The sequence below is a fragment of the Microcella sp. genome (assembly GCF_033763155.1).
In the GTDB taxonomy this organism is placed as follows: Bacteria; Actinomycetota; Actinomycetes; order Actinomycetales; family Microbacteriaceae; genus Microcella.
In genome coordinates, this window is the sequence record NZ_JANRKZ010000052.1 from 1 (window position 1) to 18,472 (window position 18,472).

Genomic DNA, 18,472 nt, shown 5'->3' on the forward strand with positions numbered 1-18,472 from the left:
GTCATAGCGGCTCGCCTGTACTAGCGTCAACGACATGCGCGTCGATGTGATCAGCCGTGAGTATCCGCCCGAGGTCTACGGGGGAGCGGGGGTGCACGTCGCTGAACTCGTTCGGGCTTTGCGCGACGATCACGACGTTCGCGTGCGCTGTTTTGGCGCCCCACGCAACGAGGCCGACACGCACGCCTACCTTGTTCCCGGCGCGCTGAGCTCGGCGAATCCCGCCCTCGCCACCCTCGGTGTCGATCTTGCGATTGCCGACGACGTGGACGGTGCCGACATCGTGCACTCTCACACGTGGTACGCCAATGCTGCGGGGCATCTCGCGCAACTGCTGCACGGCATCCCGCACGTCGTGACGGCTCACAGCCTCGAGCCCTTGCGCCCCTGGAAGGCTGAGCAACTGGGCGGCGGCTACCGCATCTCGCGGTGGATTGAGAAGAACGCGTTTGAATCGGCGGATGCCGTCATCGCCGTGAGCGATGGCATGCGCCGCGACATCCTGCGGTGCTACCCCGAGATCGACGAGTCACGCGTGAGCGTCATTCACAACGGCATCGACCTCGAGCGCTGGCAACGCACGATCGATCACGATGCAGTGCGCGCGCTCGGCATCGATCCCGACCGCCCGTCGGTCGTGTTCGTGGGCCGCATCACGCGGCAAAAGGGCTTGCCGTACCTGCTGGAGGCGGCGCGCCGGCTTCCGGCAGACGTGCAACTCATTCTGTGCGCGGGAGCCCCCGACACCCCCGAGATTCTGCGGGAGGTGCAACACGGCGTGGCTGCCCTGCAGACCGAGCGAACGGGTGTCGTGTGGATCGAACGGATGCTCTCGCCGATCGAACTGTCTGCCGTGCTCTCGGCCGCCACCACATTCGTGTGCCCGAGTGTCTATGAGCCGCTGGGCATCGTGAATCTCGAGGCCATGGCGTGCGGTGTCGCCGTCGTGGGCACGAACACCGGGGGAATTCCTGAGGTTGTCGACGACGGCGTCACGGGTCGCCTGGTGCCCATTGACCAAGTGCACGATGGCTCAGGTACGCCACTCGACCCCGAGCAATTCATCGCCGATCTGGCTGCAACGCTCACCGAGGTCGTGAGCGACGAAAACCTCGCCTACGCGATGGGAGCGGCCGGTCGAGACCGCGCGGAACAGATGTTCTCGTGGGATCGCATCGCCCAACGCACGACGGAGCTCTATCGCAGCCTGCTCTAGGCTGGAGGCATCATGGCTAGCGTTCTCCAGTTCGACGATGTCTCTCTCACGCGTGACGGCAATGCCATCCTCAGCCATGTCACGTGGCAGGTGAATTCCGACGAGCGCTGGGTCGTTCTCGGCCCCAACGGAGCCGGCAAGACGACCATGCTGCAGGTCGCCGCATCCTTCATGCACCCGAGCTCGGGCTCGGCGGTCGTGCTCGATGAGGAGCTCGGCTCGACCGACGTTTTTGAGTTGCGGCCGCGCATTGGTTTCGCGTCGACGGCACTAGCGCGGCGCATCCCTGGCAATGAGCGCACGCTTGATGTCGTCATGACGGCGTCGTACTCGGTCACCGGCCGCTGGAACGAAAACTATGACGAGGTGGATGTTCGCCGCGCCCAGCGCGTATTGCGCGAGTGGCACCTCGACGGGTTCGAAGACCGACTCTTCGGCACCCTGAGTGATGGCGAGCAGAAGCGCGTGCAAATCGCGCGAGCGATCATGACCGACCCCGAGTTGCTGCTTCTGGACGAACCCGCGGCAAGCCTCGACCTCGGAGCGCGCGAAGAACTCTTGCAGTTGCTCGGTGCCTACGCGAGCGAGCCGAGCTCGCCCGCCATGGTCATGGTGACCCACCATGTGGAAGAGATTCCGCCGGGCTTCACGCACGCGATGCTCCTCCGCGATGGCGAAATCGCGGCGGCCGGCGCCCTGGGCGACGTAATCACGAGCGAGAACCTCACGGCCACCTTCGGCCTGGGGCTCGTGGTCACGCGAGATGGCGCGCGCTTCGCGGCGCGGGCAGCCTGACGCTGTCGTAGCTCGTCGCCTCTGCTATTCTTGACCGTTGGGCCTCGTGCCTATCGCTGCGCACCGAATCGCTTGCGCTAACCACACACTTCCAAGGAATCCGCTCATGAAGACTGACATCCACCCCGAGTACGCCGCCGTCGTGTTCCGCGACCTGGCCTCGGGCGAGACGTTCCTCACGCGTTCGACCGTGACGAGCGACAAGACCATCGACCTTGACGGCGTGACCTACCCGGTCATTGACGTCGAGATCTCGTCGGCTTCGCACCCGTTCTACACGGGCAAGCAGCGCATCATGGACTCGGCCGGTCGCGTCGAGAAGTTCAACCAGCGCTTCAAGAACTTCGGTCAGTAGTCACCTACTGCACCGCGAAGGGCCCCGCCAGTGTGGCGGGGCCCTTCGTTGTTATTGGCGGACGTACCGAAGCCCTTCGACTTCGGCGTCCCGGCCAAGGACGAACAATTTTTGCTGACCGTCAGCACGCCAGCCGTGACGCTCGTAGAACGACATTGCTCGTGCATTCCCCGCCATAACCCACAGAAATTGATCCACAAATCCTGCGATGGTCAACTCCTGTTCAGCGCGTTGCAACAATTCAAATCCGAACCCACCACCCCAGTGCTGCGGGTGCACGTAGAGCCCGGCGAGTTCGCCCTGTTGCTCGGTGCCGACATCACGTCCGCCTCCGAACGTTGCCCACCCCACGATGTCGCCGGCGCACTCCGCGACGATCAGGCGCTGCAGGGGTGCATCGCCGTCAGTCGGTGATCCCGAGAGCGATCGCTTAATCCACTCCGTCCAACTCTGGGTGCGCTCCTCGACATTCAGACCGTCGAGAAGGCTTGCGGGGAGGAGATTTCGGTAAGCGACTTGCCACGCTTCGACGTGAATCGTGGAAACAGCCACAGCGTCGTCCACCGTCGCCCACCGAGTAGTCACTCGCGTCACGGCAGGGCTCGCTTGGTCAAGTCCGCAGAATCAAGTTGCTCCACAGTGCGGCGCAAGCAGCCGAGCATCAGAAACACAACGGACATGACGAACGGCGCAACCACGGTCGCGAGAGTGCCGAGCAACACTAGTGAGGAGACAATCATTGCTCCTAGCGACAGTTCCCAGCCTCCCAATTCGGGATGATCGCGAAGCTCGCGCCGGGACCGTAAGGCCAACCAGACGCCAGCAATCGCAAGCACAAGCCCGAGTGCGGGCGCGGCCATCCCAACCACGCTAACGAAGGCTACGGTCATTGCCGCGACCGAAAGTCCCGAGTAGGCGATTGGCTTCGCGGGCGTCGTGGGCGCGATCATGAAAGCACCGTAGCATCGAGGTGAGCAATCGTCCGCTGACTGAGCGAGCGTTGGTAACGTAAAGAGGCTCAGCGAGTCACGAGCGCACGGGCCACCCGCGGTCGGCCGTGAAGTGTTGGTCGCGCTGCGTGCGCATGTAGTCCTCGAAGCTCGAGACCTGCTGCTCGTGCCAGCCGACCTGAGAAGCGTGCAGCTCATCGAGCGTGCTGGGCAGTTTCGCCGCGTGAGCCTCAACGATCGCGCGGGCAACGTGGCCGGCCGCGATCGCGTCGACCCCCGCGTCGTGCGCGCCGTCGAGAGCAACGCCGTAGTGGGCCGCGGCAGCCTCGAGCGTGCGCTTGCCCTTGCGGTAGCGGTCGACGGCCTTGTCGATCACGAGAGGGTCGATGACGGGAGCCGGGTCGACGAGAGGCGCGACCGCGTGCCGCTCGGCTTCGAACCTCAGCAGGGACAAGTCGTAGGGGGCGTTGTAGACCACGAGGGGGAGCCCCGCACTGAGGTGGGCGCGCAACTCGTCGACGATCTCGGCCACGACGTCGGCGGCCGGGCGGCCCTCGGCTCGCGCTCGCTCCGTGGTGATGCCGTGAATGGCTGCCGCGCCCTCCGGGATCTCGACGCCCGGATCGGCCAGCCAGTCACGACGCGACACGAGAGCGCCCGTCGCGTCGAGCACGGCGATGCACGCGGTGACGATGCGGGCGGTGCGAACATCCACCCCCGTCGTTTCGAGGTCAAAGACGGCCACGTCGCGCTGCAAGAGGGTCACGCCAATCAGCCTAGGCCTGTGGGCCGACGGCCACTTGCCTAGACTGAAGACGATGCCTATCGCTTCTCCATATGCCGACGCCCTCGCGCTCATTCCCGCTCGCGATCACACGATCGACGTGCTCGGGATGGCGACCCACTTCGTGGAATACGGGCCGGCCGACGCCGATCGCACCGTCGTGCTGGTGCACGGTTTTCGCGGTGACCACCACGGACTCGGGCCGGTCGTGGCGCAGTTGCCGGGCATCCGTTTTCTCGCCCCCGACCTGCCCGGCTTTGGTGCGAGCGAGCCGCTCGCCGATCGCCCGCACGACATCGATGGCTATGTCGCGTGGCTGGACGCCTTCCTCGGCGCCGCCGGAGTGCGCGGCACCGCCGTGTTGCTCGGCCACTCGTTCGGGTCGATCGTCGTCTCGGCCGCCGTCGCGAGTGGTGTGCCGACGCCGAAGGTCGTTCTCGTCAACCCCATCGGCCAGAACGCCCTCGCGGGCCCGAGAGGTGTGCTTACGCGGCTCGCCGTTGGCTTCTATCGCGTCGGGGCTGCCCTGCCCGAGAAGCTCGGATTCGCGGCACTGCGCAGCCGGCTCGTCACGCGCATCATGAGCGTCACGATGGCCAAGACCGACGACAAAGAACTGCGCCGCTGGATTCACGAAGAGCACGACCGCTATTTCTCGGCGTTCGCCAACCGTGACAGCTTGCTCGAGGCGTTTCGCGCATCCGTCTCGCACGACGTCTCGGAATACGCGGCTCGCATCACTCCGAGCACGCTGTTGATCGTGGCCGACAACGACGACATCACGCCGCTTGAGGCGCAGCGACACCTCGTGACGCTGTTTCCGGATGCCCGCCTTGAGGTCATCGAGGGCGTCGGCCATCTCGTGCACTACGAAAAGCCGGTCGAGGCTGCCGCGGCCATTCGCGAGTTTGTGGCGTAGCGCGTGAAGATCGTCGTCGACTGTCGCTATGTGCGGTTTCCGCGCCACGACGGCATCAGCCGCTTCACCGCGGGACTCGTGGATGCCCTGCGCGAGCAGCTCGCCGACACCGAGTCGCTCGAATTGCTCATCAGCGACGAGCGGCAACTTGCCATGCTGCCCGCAGGCTTGCCCTGGCACCGCGTGAGCGGCCCCACAAGCCCGCGTGAGCCCTTCGTGGCCCTCGAGGTGAACCGTGTGTCACCCGACATCGTCTTCAGCCCCATGCAGACCATGGGCGCGCTCGGGCGGCGCTACCCGCTCGTGCTCACGCTGCACGACCTGATCTACTACGCGCATCCCACGCCGCCGCGCGATCTGCCGTGGCCCGTGCGCCTCGGTTGGCGGCTTTACCACCTCGCGTGGTGGCCGCAGCGGATGCTGCTCAATCGCGCCGACGCGGTCGTGACCGTGAGCGACACCACGCGCGCGCTCATGCGCCAGCACCGGCTCACGAAGCGCTCGATCACCGTTGTACCTAACGCCGCCGACCGACCGGCGACCGTTGCGCCCCGCACACGGCCTGAAGGTATCGAGCTGGTCTACATGGGCTCATTCATGCCCTACAAGGGCGTCGACACACTGGTCGCGGCCCTGCACCACCTCCCGGGCGCGCGGCTGCACCTGCTGAGCCGAATCCGACCCGCCGATCGCGAGCGATTCGAAGCGGCGGCGCCCGCCGGGTCGCTCGTCGTGCACGATGGCGTGAGTGACGACGAGTACGCCGCCCTGCTCGACAGCGCCACCGCGCTCGTCACGGCATCGCGCGACGAAGGCTTCGGCATCCCGCTCGTTGAAGCCATGGGTCGCGGCACGCCTGTGGTGGTGAGCGACATCCCGATCTTTCGCGAAATCGGCGGCGACACGGCGCTCTATGCGGCGGCGGGGGATGCTGAGGCCTTCGCCGCGCGCATCACCGAACTGCTAGCCACGGGGGAGTGGGAGCGTCGCTCGGCCGCGGCACCCGCTGAGGCCGCGCGCTTCGACTGGAGTCGCTCGGCCGCGGTGCTGCTTGAGTTGCTGCGCGAACAGGCCGCGTTTGGTCGCTCGCGGCGCTAGCGCGTGCCGATGTCGGCGAGCGTGCCACCCGTCCACTCGACGAGCTGCTGCGGGCTCGCCGCGAAGACGTCGTAGCCGCTGCCCGCCGCTGACCACACGGTGTCGAAGCGCAGTAGGTCACGGTCGATCACAGTGGGCACGGGCGACGGATGCCCGAGCGGCGGAACCCCGCCAATCGAGTAGCCCGTCGCGAGCTTGACGGTTGCGGCGTCCGCCTTTTCAATGCGGGCGCCGACGACGTCGGCGAGGGCATCGAGGTCGGCGCGGTTGTCCCCGCACACGAGTGCGAGCAGTGGCTCACGCCCCGAGTCGCTCACGGCAACGAACACGAGTGACTTGACGATCGCGCCCACCTCGCACCCGACGGCAGCGGCGGCTTCGGCGGCCGTGTGGGTCGAGTCGGGCATCCGTTGCGGAGTGATCGGCAAGTGCGCCGTTGCGGCGAGAAAACGCTCGGGGCCGCTCGCCATCAGTGGCCTTCGCGCTCGCGCTCGCGCTCGCGCTCAGCGAGACGGTTCTGCTGCTCGAAGTCGATGGCCATCGGAAAGATCGATTGCTCGTCGATGGGGTCATCGAAGGCGACGAGTTCGAGGGCGCCATCGGCGTGACGAAACGAGTGCACCGAGCCGTTCGTGATCGGCTCACGGTGCTTACCGGGCGCGACGGTCTCGAGCACGCTGCGAATCACGCCGCCGTGGGCAACGACGATGACGGCTTCACCCGGGTGGCGGGCAGCGAGGTCGTGGAGGGCCGCGACGGCCCGGTCGGCGACCGCTTCGCGGGGCTCGCGACCCGGCACGTCAGCACCGTCGGGGTAGCGCAGGTCGATTTCGGGACCGGTCAAGCCTTCTGCGTCTCCGTAATCGCGCTCAGCCAGACGCGGCTCAAGCTCGGGTTCTCCGAGGCCGACCTCGGCGCCGATGATGCTCGCGGTTTCGGCGGCACGCGACAGGGGAGAGGCCACGAGGGCCGTCCAGTGTCGGCTGGCGAGCAGTGTGCCGGTCGCCCGGGCCTGCTCACGCCCCGTGTCGTTGAGCGGAATATCGGTGGAGCCCTGGATGCGCCGCTCGCGGTTCCAATCGGTTTCGCCGTGGCGCACGAGTGCGAAGACCGTCATGAGGATTCCCTTCAGCAGGCCCTCGTCGATCGACGGCCCGTCAGGGCAGCAGAGCGGCGCTGAACGCAGCCAGTGTCTCTGTCGTGCCCGCGTCAATCTTAAGGGCCGCGCGGTTGTCGGCTTTCGTCTCGCCGCGGTTGACGATGATCGTGGGGATGCGCTTCTTAGCCGCAAGGCCGACGAGGCGGATGCCCGAGTTCACGACGAGGGACGAGCCGAGCACGAGCAGAGCATCCGATCGCGCCACGATGCCGCGCGCCTCTTCAAACTTGACGGGAGGCACGAACTCGCCGAAGAACACGATGTCGGGCTTGAGCGTGCCGCCGCACACCGAGCAGGCGGGAACCTCGAAGCGCGAGACATCGGCCACCTCGGCATCACCGTCAGGGTTCATGGTGGCGTCGGCGTCGGTCAGCCACGGGTTGAGGCGCGTGATGCGCTCCGCGATGGCTCCGCGGTCGAAGGTCTGGCCGCAGTGCAAGCACGTGACGCGGTCCATGCTGCCGTGCAGGTCGACGACGCGTCGGCTTCCGGCCCGCACGTGCAGGCCATCAACGTTTTGCGTGACAACACCGGTCACGATGCCGGCGTGTTCCAGTTCAGCGAGCGTGCGGTGGCCGGCGTTGGGACCCGCCGCGGCGAAGCGCTCCCACCCGAGGTGGCTGCCGGCCCAGTACCTCTTGCGGTAGGGCTCGTCCGCGAGAAACTGGCTGTAGGTCATGGGCGTGCGCACGGGTGCGCCGACGCCGCGATAGTCGGGGATGCCCGAGTCGGTGCTCACGCCGGCCCCGGTCAACACCGCGATGCGTCGACCACGAAGAAGCTCAACGGCCTGATCGACGGAGGCACGCGTGGCCGCATCAAGCTCAACGAGCGGTGCGGCGATGGACATGGGGCCTCCGGTGGTTCCCTTGCAGACTAGAACGCTCTGGTTTCGAGTATGTTTCCGGAGGCTGGCAGGGCGACCGACGCGCTGCACATGAAAGGCGGGCATTCATGCGCATCGAGCACATCACGACGCTCGACGAACCCGCTCTCGCCGACTATGCGCGGCTCACCGATGTCGCCCTTCGCGTCGCGACCGAGCCGCAGGGCGGGCTCTACATCGCCGAGTCGATCACCGTGATCGGCCGCGCGTTGCGCGCGGGGCACGTGCCGCGGTCGGTGCTCACGAGCGAAAAGTGGCTGCCCGAACTCGACGCCCTGCTCGGCGAACGCGACGTGCCCGTGTACGTCGGCGAGGCCGGGTTGCTCGAAGAGCTCACGGGTTTTCACCTCCACCGCGGGGCTCTGGCGAGCATGCACCGGCCCGCGCTGCCGCCGGTTGCCGACGTGCTGCGGGATGCTCGCCGCGTCGTCATCGTCGAAGACGTCGTCGATCACACCAACGTCGGAGCGATCTTCCGCTCGGTGGCGGGCCTCGGCGCCGATGCCGTGCTCATCACCCCGCGTTGCGCTGACCCGCTGTATCGCCGCAGCGTGCGCGTCTCGATGGGAACGGTGCTGCAGGTACCGTGGACTCGCTTGCCCGAGTGGAGCGAGGCCGTGCCGCAGTTGCACGCCGCGGGCTTCACGATCGCGGCGCTCGCCCTCGCCGATGACGCCGTGGGCTTGCGAGAGTTCGCGGCGAGTGCGCCTGACCGTGTGGCGATCGTCGTCGGCACCGAGGGCGACGGCCTCAGCCGCGCAGCGCTCGAGGCCGCCGATGTCGTCGTCACCATCCCGATGGCACACGGCGTTGACTCGCTCAACGTTGCCGCGGCGAGCGCCGTGGCGCTGTACGCATTACAGCTTTAGTCGACCGCAACCGCGCGCAGCAATAGCGCCTGCTCGGGGGCTAGCAGAGGCACAGGCAGCCCGAGTTCGGCCAGCAGCCGACCCGTGATCGTGATGCCGCCGTCGGCGAGCCACGCCGGGGGAGCATCCTGAATCGCATGCGGCGGACCACCGACGGTGAGTGGCTCGATGCGATAGCGCCGGCCGGGGTCAAGGCCCGGAAACCGGAGGGGCGGCGGCACGGCGACGGCTGCCGTCGCGAGCGTCACGAGCGCGATGAGGGCCTCCGAGCCGTCGGGCGAAACGAGGCCGTGCACGTAGCGATCGTCGGTGGCTTCATCGGTGCGCACGGTGCGACCCGTCGTGAGCAACGGGCGCACGAGCTTGACGGTCGCGACCCACTCGCGCAGGGCGTCGAGCTGGGCGGCGTCGGCAGTTGTGACGTTCCACTCGATGCCGGCGCTGCCGAACAGAGCCGTCGCGAGGCGGAACGACAGATCGTGCGTACGGCCCGTGATGTGCGCACGGGGAGCGCCGACGTGCCCGCCGAGCAACTCGGGCGGCATGAGCAGACCGCTGTAGCGCTGGATGCGCTGCCGATCGAGGGCGTCGTTCGTGTCACTCGTCCAGAAGCGGTGCACCCGCGCGGCCATGCCGAGGTCGACACGCGCTCCGCCCGAGGCGCAGCTCTCGATGGCGACGTGCGGAAAGCGCGCGCGCAGATCGTCGATGAGTGCGTACACCGCGCGGGTGTGGGCGGCCGCGCTGCCGGCGTGCTGGTCGCGGTTGTGATCCCACTTGAGAAAGGCGATGGGGTACTCGGCGAGCAGGGCGCTCAGGCTCTCGAGTAGGTGCGCTCGCGCCTCGTCGATCGTGAGATCGAGCGTGTGCTGGAAGCGCCAGGTCGGGGGATGCTGGGTGTCGGTCGCGGCGTCGGCGAGCATCCATTCGGGATGCTCACGTGCCAGCCGCGAATCGGGACTCACCATCTCTGGCTCAACCCACAGCCCGAACTCCATACCGCGCTCAACCACGGCGTCCACGAGCGGATGCAGCCCCGCCGGCCAGCGCTCGGGATCGACGGTCCAGTCACCGAGCGCGCGGCGGTCATCGGTGCGGCCCGTGAACCAGCCGTCGTCGAGCACGAAGCGTTCGATGCCGAGCTCGGCCGCCGCATCGACGAGCGGCATCAGTGACTCGAGCGCGTGGTCGAAGTAGACGGCCTCCCAGGTGTTGAGCACGACAGGACGGTGCGTTGGGGGAGTCAGGGCGCGCACGAAGGGGTGCAAGCGGTCGCTCAGGCCGTCGAGCCCGGCGCTCGACCAGGCGAGCACGGTCTCGGGAGCGGTGTAGGTCTCGCCAGCGGCGAGCACGATCTCGGCGGGGGCGAGCAGCTCGGAGGCCAGCAGGCGCCGGTGGCCCGTGGGCATCGACTCGACGCCCGTCGTGCTATTGCCGCTCCAGGCGTGGTGCAGCGCCCAGACTTCTCCCGAGCGGAAGCCGAACCCGGGCGTGCCGAGCACCGTGAGGTAGGGGGCGTCGTGGCCGGGACGGCCGCGACGCTGGTCGCGGAGGTGCAGGCCGTCGCGCACGGCGCCGCGCTGCGGAGTCCGCTCGGCGGCCCAGAGCCCACTGAAGTCGAGCAGTTCGCTCGCACGCGCGGGACCCGGCACGGTCGCCGCGAGACGATGCAGCTCGACGCCTTCGGGGGCTTCGGCGCGGGCATCCAGCGCGATCACCAGAACACCCTCGGGAGAAAGACGTGCGTGCCAGCCCACCGTCACGAGGGGGCCGTAATCGTCGTGAACGAGAAGCTCTACCGAGACCGAGTGCTCGGTTGACTGAACATGACCTGTTCGCTGGATGCGCATGGGCAAACGCGCGGGGCCGGCACCGATGCGGTGCGCAACGAGCGCTGGGAACCCGCTCCAGCCTTCAGCGGGCCCAGCGAGAATCGACGGCACGAGCGGAATGTCGGGCGAGCTCGGAGCGATCGCCGGAAGTCCTGCGGCAACGGTCTCGAGCATGGTCGGCTCAACGTCACCGAGGTCGTCACCCCAGTGAATGAGCCGTGGCACGGCCGTGCCGCGGGCGTCGAGCACGAAGCTGACACCCGCGGCACGGAGGTGGAGAAGCGAAATACCTACTCCTTGACGGGAATCGAGGCCGCCTTGAGGGCTGCGATCGTGGCGTCCTGACCAGCGGTCAGTGCATCCAAGAGTGTACCGTTGCCCGAAACGGCACCGGAGAAGCCATCAGCGACATCGTTGTAGACCTGCGTCATGGTCGGGCCCCACGTGAAGTTGGGGTCGACGTTGTTGCCGGCCTCGGCGAAGACCTCGTAGATCTTCTGTCCGCCGTAGAACTCCACACCCTCACCGAAGACCGGAAGCTGGGCTCCGGCGATCGTCGCGGGGTAGATGTTGGCGGTGCGGTTCATCGCCGTGAGAGCGTCGGCGTCCGTGTTGAGCCACAGAGCGAACTGTGCGGCCTCGTACGGGTGGTCCGAACCCTTGAGCACTGCGGTGGTCGAGCCACCCCAGTTGCCCGCGGCGCTCGCGCCGGCTTCCCACTGCGGCATCGGGGCGACAGCCCAGTTGCCGGCGGTGTCAGGCGCACCGCTCGCGATGGTGTTGGCACCCCAGACGGCCGAAACCCACGTCCACAGCTCGCTCGAGTTGTAGGCGGCGTTCCACTCGTCGGTCCACGGCGGGTAGACAGCGACGAGGTCGTTGTCGATGAGGCCCTGCCAGTACTCGGCGACCTGCGTCGTCTCGGCACCGGTCATGTCAACCGTCCAGCCATCGGCGTCGTTCGAGAACCACTCGCCACCGGCCTGCCACACCAGACCCGCGAACGCGTTGATGTCGCTCTGCGAGAAGTTGTTGATGTAGCCACCCAGCTCACGAATCTGCACGGCGGCAGCCTCGTACTCTTCCCACGTGGTGGGAACCGGGATGCCCGCAGCCTCGAAGAGGTCGGCACGGTAGAACATGGCCATGGGGCCGGTGTCTTGCGGGATCGCGTAGACCGCGTTCTCCTCACCGAAGGTCACCTGGCTCCAGGTCCAACCCACGAACTGGTCCTCCGCCTCGAGGATTCCTTCACAGGCCGCGATGTTCTCGAGGCCGTCCTGAACGCGGAAGTTCGGCATGGCGTCGAACTCAATCTGACCGAGGTCGGGTGCGTTGCCGGCCGCGAGCTGGTTGAAGAAGTTCTGGTAGGTACCGCCGTTACCGTTGGGGCCCGTCTGCACCTCGACCTGAATGTCGGGGTTCTCCTCGTTCCAGATCGCCACGGCCTCTTCAACGCCGGGGAGCCAGCTGGTGAAGGTGAGGGTGACGGGTCCGTCGGAGGGGGCGCAGTCGCCGCTCGCGCCGGGGGCGTCAGTGCCGCCGGTCGAGCAGGCCGTCAGCGCAAGTGCGGAGATGGCCGCAATGGCCCCCACACGTGCGACTCGAGAGATCGCCATGCTGTGTTCCTTTCGATTGGTGGTGGTGCTGCTCCACTCGGCCGCGTCGCGGTCGAGGGTCTGTCGGCGAGAACTCACTTGAGACCGCCGTTCGCCAACCCCGACTGCCAGAACCGCTGCAGTGCGAGGAAGGTGACGATGAGGGGAATGACCGACAACAGCGAGCCGATAACGACCAGCGCGCGGATGTCAGGAATCTGGCTCACTTGCGTGTTCCAGACGTAGAGGCCGAGGGTGACCGGAAAGAGCTCTTCGTCGCGCAGCATGATGAGCGGCAAGAAGAAGTTGTTCCAGATACCGACGAACTGGAAGAGGAAGATCGTGACGAGGGCTGGAGCCATGAGGCGTGTGGCGACGGTGAAGAACGTGCGCACTTCTCCCGCGCCATCGATTCGTGCGGCCTCAATGATTTCGTTGGGCACGCTCGCCGCGGCGAAGATGCGCGAGAGATACACACCGAATGGGCTCACAAGACTCGGCAGCAGAACGGCCCAGATCGTGTTGGTCATGCCCGTCTGGCTGAAGAGCAAGAACAACGGCAGGGCCAGGGCCGTTGCCGGCACGAGCACACCGCCCAGGATCAGGTTGAAGAGCGTCTCGCGGCCGAAGAAGCTGTACTTCGCGATCGCATAGCCAGCCATCGCCGCGATGAGAGTCGCCAAGAACGCACCGAGTCCGGCATAGAGAGCGCTGTTCGCCAGCCATCGAATGAAGACGCCATCGCGATACTCGACGAGAGCGGCAATGTTGTCGATGAGGGCAAAGTCAGCGAACCACAGCGGGTTGGTCGACGTGAAGTCTTCGCGTGTCTTGCTCGACGCCACGAGAAGCCACCACAGCGGCGTCAAGAAGTAGAGCGTGGCGACGATCATGACCGCCATCGCGACGACGCGAGACACGGCACTTTCGCGAATGCCTCCATCGCGAGCGGGCTTCTTCATGCCTTGCGTACGCAAGGCGCGGGTTTCGGTTGAGACGGTCATTCTGCGGTCCTCCGCTGCGTGAACTTGAGCACGGTGAATGAGAGGGCGAAGGTCGTCAGTGCCAGCACGACCGACATGGCGGCGGCGAGACTGATGTTCGGCACCGAGGCGGTCGAGTAGATCGTCAGGTTCGGCGTGAACGTGCTCGTCACCGCGTTGGAGAAGCTCTGGAAGACCTGCGGCTCGGTGAGCAATTGCAGCGTTCCGATGATCGAGAAGATGCCCGTCAGCACCAGCGCTGGCACGACTAGCGGGATCTTGATCGACCACGCGATGCGCAACTGACCGGCCCCATCAATGCGAGCTGCTTCGTAGATCTCTTGCGGAATCGAGAGCAACGCCGAGTAAATGATGAGCATGTTGTAGCCGACGTAGACCCAGGTGACCACGTTCGCGATCGACCAGAGCACAGCATCCGCCGACAACAGGTCAACATTCGAGGTCACTGCTGTAAACGGCGAGAGGTTGGGCGAGTACAAGAAGCCCCACATGATCGCTGCGATAACGCTCGGCACCGCGTAGGGCGCGAAGAACGCGAGGCGGAAGAACTTCGAGCCCCGAATGAGCGGCGAGTCGAGCAACAGTGCGAGCACGAGTGCGACTCCGAGCATGACCGGCACTTGCACGACTCCGAAGAGAAGTACACGACCGATCGACTCCCAGAACGGCCCGTTCTGGAACACCGCGATGTACTGAGTCAGGCCTCCGAAGACCTGCACGGCAGGGCCAAAGGTTCCCTCGCGCTCGACCGTGAGAAGGGACTGGTAGACCGCGTAGAGAACGGGTACCAGGTAGAACAACACGAACAGTACGCCGAACGGCAGCAAGAAGACGGCGAGTGCCCCCTTGTGGCTGACCTTCTTCGAGGCTTTGACAGCAGTGTCACGCGCCACGATCGCTCCTCTCTGACACAACGACGCGCACGGCACCCGCTGGTAGCGGAGTGGCGTCGGATACCGTCTCGCCTGAAACCAGGTCGAGACCCGCGTACGGTACCGCGATGGCCTCGGAACGATGGTTGATGATGAACGTGAACTCGTCGGTGGACGAGCGCCTCGTCACAAGGTCAACGTCGTAGCCGACCTCAACGACCGGAACTCCTGCACCACCGGCGAGTTCGCGCATGAGCGCCAGCAGGCTGTCATCGTCGAGAACGGTGCCGATGTACCACGCCGATCCCGACCCGACAGAGCGACGAGTGATCGCCGGGGATGCCGCGGCGGGCCCGTCACTGTAGGTTGCGACGACATTGGCATCGGTGACGCGCACGGCGTCGGTCCAGATAGTGCCGCGCGCACCGCTCGACAGGGTGACCGTGGCGTCGGCCGCGAGAGGGCGGAACTCGTCAATCGTGAGTCCGAGAAGGTCGCGGAACGCTCCGGGGTATCCGCCGGATATCACCGCATCGTGTTCGTCGACGATGCCCGTGAAGGGCGTGATCACGACGGTGGCGCCAGCCTCGGCGGCGTCACAGATCGCTCGTGCCGCGGCATCCGTCACCGAATAGAGCGTCGGCGCGATGACCAGGTTGTACGCGCTCACATCGGTGCCCGGTGCGACCATGTCAACCGTGACGCCGAGGGCTCGAAGTGCACGGTGGTAGCGGTGGGCCTCGGTGAGGTACCGCAACAGGCTGCTCGGCTGCGAGTCACCTTCGGCGGCCCACCACGACTCCCACGAGAAAACGAGCGCGGCGCGAGCGTGCACGGTCGAGCCAACGACCGGCGCCAGGCGATCGAGCAAGCCCGAGAGCTCGAGGCTCTGGGCCCAGCCGTGGCCAGCGGTTCCGCCGTGGGGCAGGAGCGCGGAGTGAAACTTCTCGGCGCCGCTGCGTGATGCTCGCCACTGGAAGAAGCACATCGAGTCGGCGCCGCGAGCGATGTGGCCCAGCACGGTACGCACGAGCTCGCCGTCACGCTTCGCGTGGTTGACCGGCTGCCAGCTCACCGCGCTCGTCGAGGTCTCCATGACCATCCAGGGCTTGCCACCGGCAAGGCCGCGCGTGAGGTCGGCGCTGAACGCGAGCTCGGCGATCGGGTCGGGCAGACGGTGGTCGAGGTAGTGATCGTTGGCAATGAGATCAAGCTCAGGCGCCCACGAGAAGTAGTCCTGCGTCTGAATGTGGGCCGTCACCATGAGGTTGGTCGTGACGGGAACACTCGAGTGTTGGCGCAGCACCGCCGCCTCGGCGCGGTAGTAGTCGAGCAGCTCGTCGGACGAGAATCGCTTGAAGTCGAGCACCTGCGCGGGGTTGCCGGCCGAGCGCGTCGCGCGCGGCGGAAGAATGTCATCCCACGTGCCATACCGCTGGCTCCAGAACGCCGTGCCCCACGCCGTGTTGAGGGCGTCAAGCGTGCCGTACCGCGCACGAAGCCAAGTGCGGAACGCGCGAGCAGAGCCGTCGCAGTAGCAGAGGGCGTTGTGGCACCCGAGTTCGTTTGACACGTGCCAGAGGGCGACAGCAGGGTGGTTGCCATAACGCTCGGCCATCGCCGTCACGAGCTCGATCGCCTTCTGGCGAAACACGACGGAACTCGGGCACCATGCCTGTCGACCACCCGGCCAGGCAAGCGTGCCGTTGGCGAATTGGGGGAGCGTTTCGGGATGCACGCGCGCCATCCACGGAGGTGGCGACGACGTTCCCGTTCCCAGGTTCACGCGGATGCCCGCCTCATGCAGCAACGACAAAATGCGGTCGAGGCGGCTGAAGTCGAAGGGACCGGGCTGCGGTTGAAGTTGCGCCCACCCGAAGATGTTGATCGCGACGAGGTCGACCCCCAGTTCGCGCATGAGCGCGATGTCATCGCGCCAGACCGATTCGTCCCACTGCTCGGGGTTGTAGTCGCAGCCGAGCGTGATGGTGCCCGTGGCCCAGCCCGGCACGAGCGACTGCTCGTGGCTCAGGGTCAGGGGAGTGGTCACAGGCCGTCCTTCCGAGGGCAATGTCAACGTCGTTGTTGCTCGGGCCACCAGGCTCTGGGAGCGTGCACAGGTTTGCACGACGTGAGCAGAGCGTTGGTTTTCTGTGAGCGCTCACAGAGTACGCACGCGTGACCGCGTGTGTCAACACCCCGAACGAATCCGGGTCACCGGTGGCAGCGTGATGCGTGGCTACACTGAGCGCGTGTCTGATTCGGTGAGCCGTCACAAGCGCGCGACGATCTTCGACGTCGCCGCCGAGGCTGGCGTCTCGCGCGGCACCGTTTCGCGCGTTCTCAACGGTGAGCCGTATGTCTCGGCCGCTGCCCGCGAAGCGATCGAGGCGGCGATTGCCAAGGTCGGTTATGTGCGCAATACCGCCGCGCGCAATCTCGCGAAGCAGTCGTCGGGGGCGATTGCGCTGATCGTGCACGAGCCCGACTCGGTGTTCATTGACGACCCCAACATCGGGGCCATTCTGCTCGGTGCCAATGCGGCCCTGTCGGCAGCCGACTACCAACTGGTCTCGCTCATCATCGACACCGAGCGCGACTCCCAGCGCGTCACGGGCTATCTGGGCGGCGGATTCGTCGATGGCGCCATCATCGTGTCGGCACGCGAAGATGACCCCATTTCGCAAGCGATCGCTGACCTGCGTTTGCCTGCGGTGATGGTCGGACGCCCCGACAACCAGCCGCAACTGCCGTGGGTCGGCATCGATAACCGCGGGGCAGCCCGACAGATCACCGAGCGCTTGCGCGGCACGGGTCGTCGCCGCATCGGGATGATCGCCGCGGGTCTTGACCGCGATTCGGGTCGTGACCGTCTCGCCGGTTTTCGCGAGGCCATGGGGGGCGACTTCGATGACACCCTCGTCGCCCGCCAGCGGTTCTACACCTACGCTGCCGGCGTGGCAGGCATGGCCGAGTTGCTCGCGAGCGACCCCGACATCGACGGCGTGTTTGCGGCGTCAGACGCCATCGCGGCGGGCGCGCTCGAAACCTTACGCACGGCCGGTCGAACCGTTCCCGGTGATGTGGGCGTCGTCGGCTTCGACGACAGTTCGTGGGCCGTTCGGGCTCGGCCGGCACTGTCAACAGTGCGACAGCCCGCTGGTCAGTTGGGGGCCCGGGCCGCCGAGCTTGTTCTCGAGCAAGTTCGCACGGGCTCGCTCGAATCGAACGGCGCTCTCTTGGCCACCGAAATCGTCTGGCGCGATTCGGCATGAGTCGCGGTTCGTCGGCGGGGCGTCGACGGGCGATCGCCGCCGCAACGATTCTCTCGCTGGCACTAGCGACCTTCGCCTATGCGATCGCTGCGGGGCTCGCCCCCGTTGCCCCGATCAACGCCGTCACCAGCACGATCTCTCCCGTGACGACTCCCGCCGGCACGGTGGCGCTCCCGGGCGAGGGTGGGGCAGCGATCGCGGCGGCAGACGGTGAGCAGATCTTTGCCGCTCGTGATCTCGACCGGCCTCGTGTGCTTGCCTCGATCACGAAGGTCATCACGGCGCTCGTGGTGCTCGATGCGTACCCGATCGCGGAGGGAGCATCCGGCGCGTCGATCACGCTCTCGGCGGCCGATAGCGCGCTCCCGGCCCGGTACCGCGCTCTCAATGGCACGGTCGCTCCGGCGCCGCAAGGCACGGTGGTGAGTCAACGACAGGTCATCGAGCTCATGATTGTGCCGTCGGCCAATAACTACGCCGAAACGCTTGCCGTCTGGGCGTTCGGGTCGATGAACGACTACCTCAGTGCCGCCCGTGCGTGGCTCAGCGACCAGGGGCTCGACGAGATCACCATCGGTGATGCCGCCGGATTCTCCCTGAGCAACACGGGCACCCCCCGAGAACTCGTCGAGCTGGCGCGGATCGCGCTCGAGAACGAGGTCATTGCGAGTGCCGCCGCTCTGCCGTCGGTCACCGTGCCGGGTATCGGCACCTTCGAGACGACCAACCTCGCCCTGGGCACGGCAGGAGTGACGGGAATCAAGACCGGCACTCTCGACGGTTACGGCGCCAACCTGCTTTTCGCGAGCACGGTCGCCGTGGGCGATGAGAGCACCGACGTCGTGGGGGTCGTGCTCGGC

Annotated in this window: 18 protein-coding genes and 1 pseudogene; 8 read left to right on the forward strand and 11 right to left on the reverse strand. The window is 66.5% G+C overall.

Annotated features, from left to right (window positions below):
- Positions 1–34 precede the first annotated feature (34 nt).
- From glgA to SFU54_RS02175, 3 genes are all read left to right on the forward strand, one after another.
- Positions 35–1,216, forward strand: a complete 1,182-nt coding sequence (glgA, locus tag SFU54_RS02165; RefSeq protein ID WP_319014677.1) for a glycogen synthase — start codon at positions 35–37, stop codon at positions 1,214–1,216.
- 12 nt (positions 1,217–1,228) lie between these two features.
- Positions 1,229–2,011, forward strand: a complete 783-nt coding sequence (locus SFU54_RS02170) for an ABC transporter ATP-binding protein (RefSeq protein WP_319014678.1) — start codon at positions 1,229–1,231, stop codon at positions 2,009–2,011.
- 106 nt (positions 2,012–2,117) lie between these two features.
- Positions 2,118–2,366 (forward strand): type B 50S ribosomal protein L31, encoded by a 249-nt coding sequence (locus tag SFU54_RS02175; RefSeq protein WP_319014679.1) that lies wholly within the window; start codon positions 2,118–2,120, stop codon positions 2,364–2,366.
- 51 nt (positions 2,367–2,417) lie between these two features.
- Here SFU54_RS02175 and SFU54_RS02180 read toward each other — a convergent pair whose 3' ends face one another.
- The 3 genes from SFU54_RS02180 to SFU54_RS02190 all read right to left on the reverse strand — a co-directional run bounded on the left by SFU54_RS02180 (position 2,418) and on the right by SFU54_RS02190 (position 4,082).
- On the reverse strand, positions 2,418–2,918 hold the full coding sequence (locus SFU54_RS02180) for a GNAT family N-acetyltransferase (RefSeq protein ID WP_319014680.1): 501 nt from the start codon (positions 2,916–2,918) through the stop codon (positions 2,418–2,420).
- A 38-nt stretch (positions 2,919–2,956) separates the two neighbouring features.
- Positions 2,957–3,316 (reverse strand): hypothetical protein, encoded by a 360-nt coding sequence (locus SFU54_RS02185; protein WP_319014681.1) that lies wholly within the window; start codon positions 3,314–3,316, stop codon positions 2,957–2,959.
- 76 nt (positions 3,317–3,392) lie between these two features.
- Complete coding sequence (locus tag SFU54_RS02190) at positions 3,393–4,082, reverse strand: 3'-5' exonuclease (protein WP_319014682.1); 690 nt, start codon at positions 4,080–4,082, stop codon at positions 3,393–3,395.
- Positions 4,083–4,134: 52 nt separating this feature from the next.
- Here SFU54_RS02190 and SFU54_RS02195 point away from each other — a divergent pair, with 52 nt between their 5' ends.
- On the forward strand, positions 4,135–5,019 hold the full coding sequence (locus SFU54_RS02195) for an alpha/beta hydrolase (protein ID WP_319014683.1): 885 nt from the start codon (positions 4,135–4,137) through the stop codon (positions 5,017–5,019).
- A 3-nt stretch (positions 5,020–5,022) separates the two neighbouring features.
- A complete protein-coding gene (locus SFU54_RS02200; protein ID WP_319014684.1) occupies positions 5,023–6,117 on the forward strand; it encodes a glycosyltransferase family 1 protein in 1,095 nt (364 codons plus the stop codon).
- On the opposite strand, the gene SFU54_RS02205 is transcribed toward SFU54_RS02200, so the two are convergent.
- The 3 genes from SFU54_RS02205 to SFU54_RS02215 are packed head-to-tail and all read right to left on the reverse strand — an operon-like array spanning position 6,114 to position 8,126.
- Positions 6,114–6,587: a YbaK/EbsC family protein gene (locus tag SFU54_RS02205; protein ID WP_319014685.1), complete on the reverse strand. Its 474-nt coding sequence runs from the start codon at positions 6,585–6,587 to the stop codon at positions 6,114–6,116. The genes SFU54_RS02200 and SFU54_RS02205 overlap by 4 nt on opposite strands.
- Positions 6,587–7,234 carry a histidine phosphatase family protein gene (locus SFU54_RS02210; protein ID WP_319014686.1) on the reverse strand — a complete coding sequence of 216 codons (648 nt, stop codon included), beginning with the start codon at positions 7,232–7,234 and terminating at the stop codon, positions 6,587–6,589. Before SFU54_RS02210 ends, SFU54_RS02205 begins: the two co-directional genes overlap by 1 nt.
- Before the next feature lie 40 nt (positions 7,235–7,274).
- A complete protein-coding gene (locus tag SFU54_RS02215; protein ID WP_319014687.1) occupies positions 7,275–8,126 on the reverse strand; it encodes an NAD-dependent protein deacetylase in 852 nt (283 codons plus the stop codon).
- Positions 8,127–8,230: 104 nt separating this feature from the next.
- Between SFU54_RS02215 and SFU54_RS02220 the strand changes: the two genes are divergently transcribed.
- Positions 8,231–9,031, forward strand: coding sequence for an RNA methyltransferase (locus SFU54_RS02220; protein WP_319014688.1), 801 nt, complete (start codon positions 8,231–8,233; stop codon positions 9,029–9,031).
- Here SFU54_RS02220 and SFU54_RS02225 read toward each other — a convergent pair.
- The 5 genes from SFU54_RS02225 to SFU54_RS02245 all read right to left on the reverse strand — a co-directional run bounded on the left by SFU54_RS02225 (position 9,028) and on the right by SFU54_RS02245 (position 16,387).
- Positions 9,028–11,112 (reverse strand): alpha-galactosidase, encoded by a 2,085-nt coding sequence (locus SFU54_RS02225; protein WP_319014689.1) that lies wholly within the window; start codon positions 11,110–11,112, stop codon positions 9,028–9,030. The two genes, SFU54_RS02220 and SFU54_RS02225, sit on opposite strands and share 4 nt — an antisense overlap.
- Positions 11,113–11,153: 41 nt before the next feature.
- Positions 11,154–12,482, reverse strand: a complete 1,329-nt coding sequence (locus tag SFU54_RS02230) for an ABC transporter substrate-binding protein (protein ID WP_319014690.1) — start codon at positions 12,480–12,482, stop codon at positions 11,154–11,156.
- 74 nt (positions 12,483–12,556) lie between these two features.
- Positions 12,557–13,465 carry a carbohydrate ABC transporter permease gene (locus SFU54_RS02235; RefSeq protein WP_319014691.1) on the reverse strand — a complete coding sequence of 303 codons (909 nt, stop codon included), beginning with the start codon at positions 13,463–13,465 and terminating at the stop codon, positions 12,557–12,559.
- Entirely contained in the window at positions 13,462–14,358 is an 897-nt protein-coding gene (locus SFU54_RS02240) for a sugar ABC transporter permease (RefSeq protein WP_319014692.1), read from the reverse strand. The genes SFU54_RS02235 and SFU54_RS02240 overlap by 4 nt, the downstream gene beginning before the upstream one ends.
- Entirely contained in the window at positions 14,348–16,387 is a 2,040-nt protein-coding gene (locus SFU54_RS02245) for a beta-galactosidase (protein WP_319014693.1), read from the reverse strand. The genes SFU54_RS02240 and SFU54_RS02245 overlap by 11 nt, the downstream gene beginning before the upstream one ends.
- 202 nt (positions 16,388–16,589) lie before the next feature.
- Here SFU54_RS02245 and SFU54_RS02250 point away from each other — a divergent pair, with 202 nt between their 5' ends.
- Both SFU54_RS02250 and SFU54_RS02255 read left to right on the forward strand, forming a co-directional pair.
- A complete protein-coding gene (locus tag SFU54_RS02250; protein WP_319014694.1) occupies positions 16,590–17,612 on the forward strand; it encodes a LacI family DNA-binding transcriptional regulator in 1,023 nt (340 codons plus the stop codon).
- Positions 17,609–18,472 (forward strand): annotated as a pseudogene (locus tag SFU54_RS02255) (D-alanyl-D-alanine carboxypeptidase); the annotation flags it as partial. The gene SFU54_RS02250 and the pseudogene SFU54_RS02255, both read left to right, overlap by 4 nt.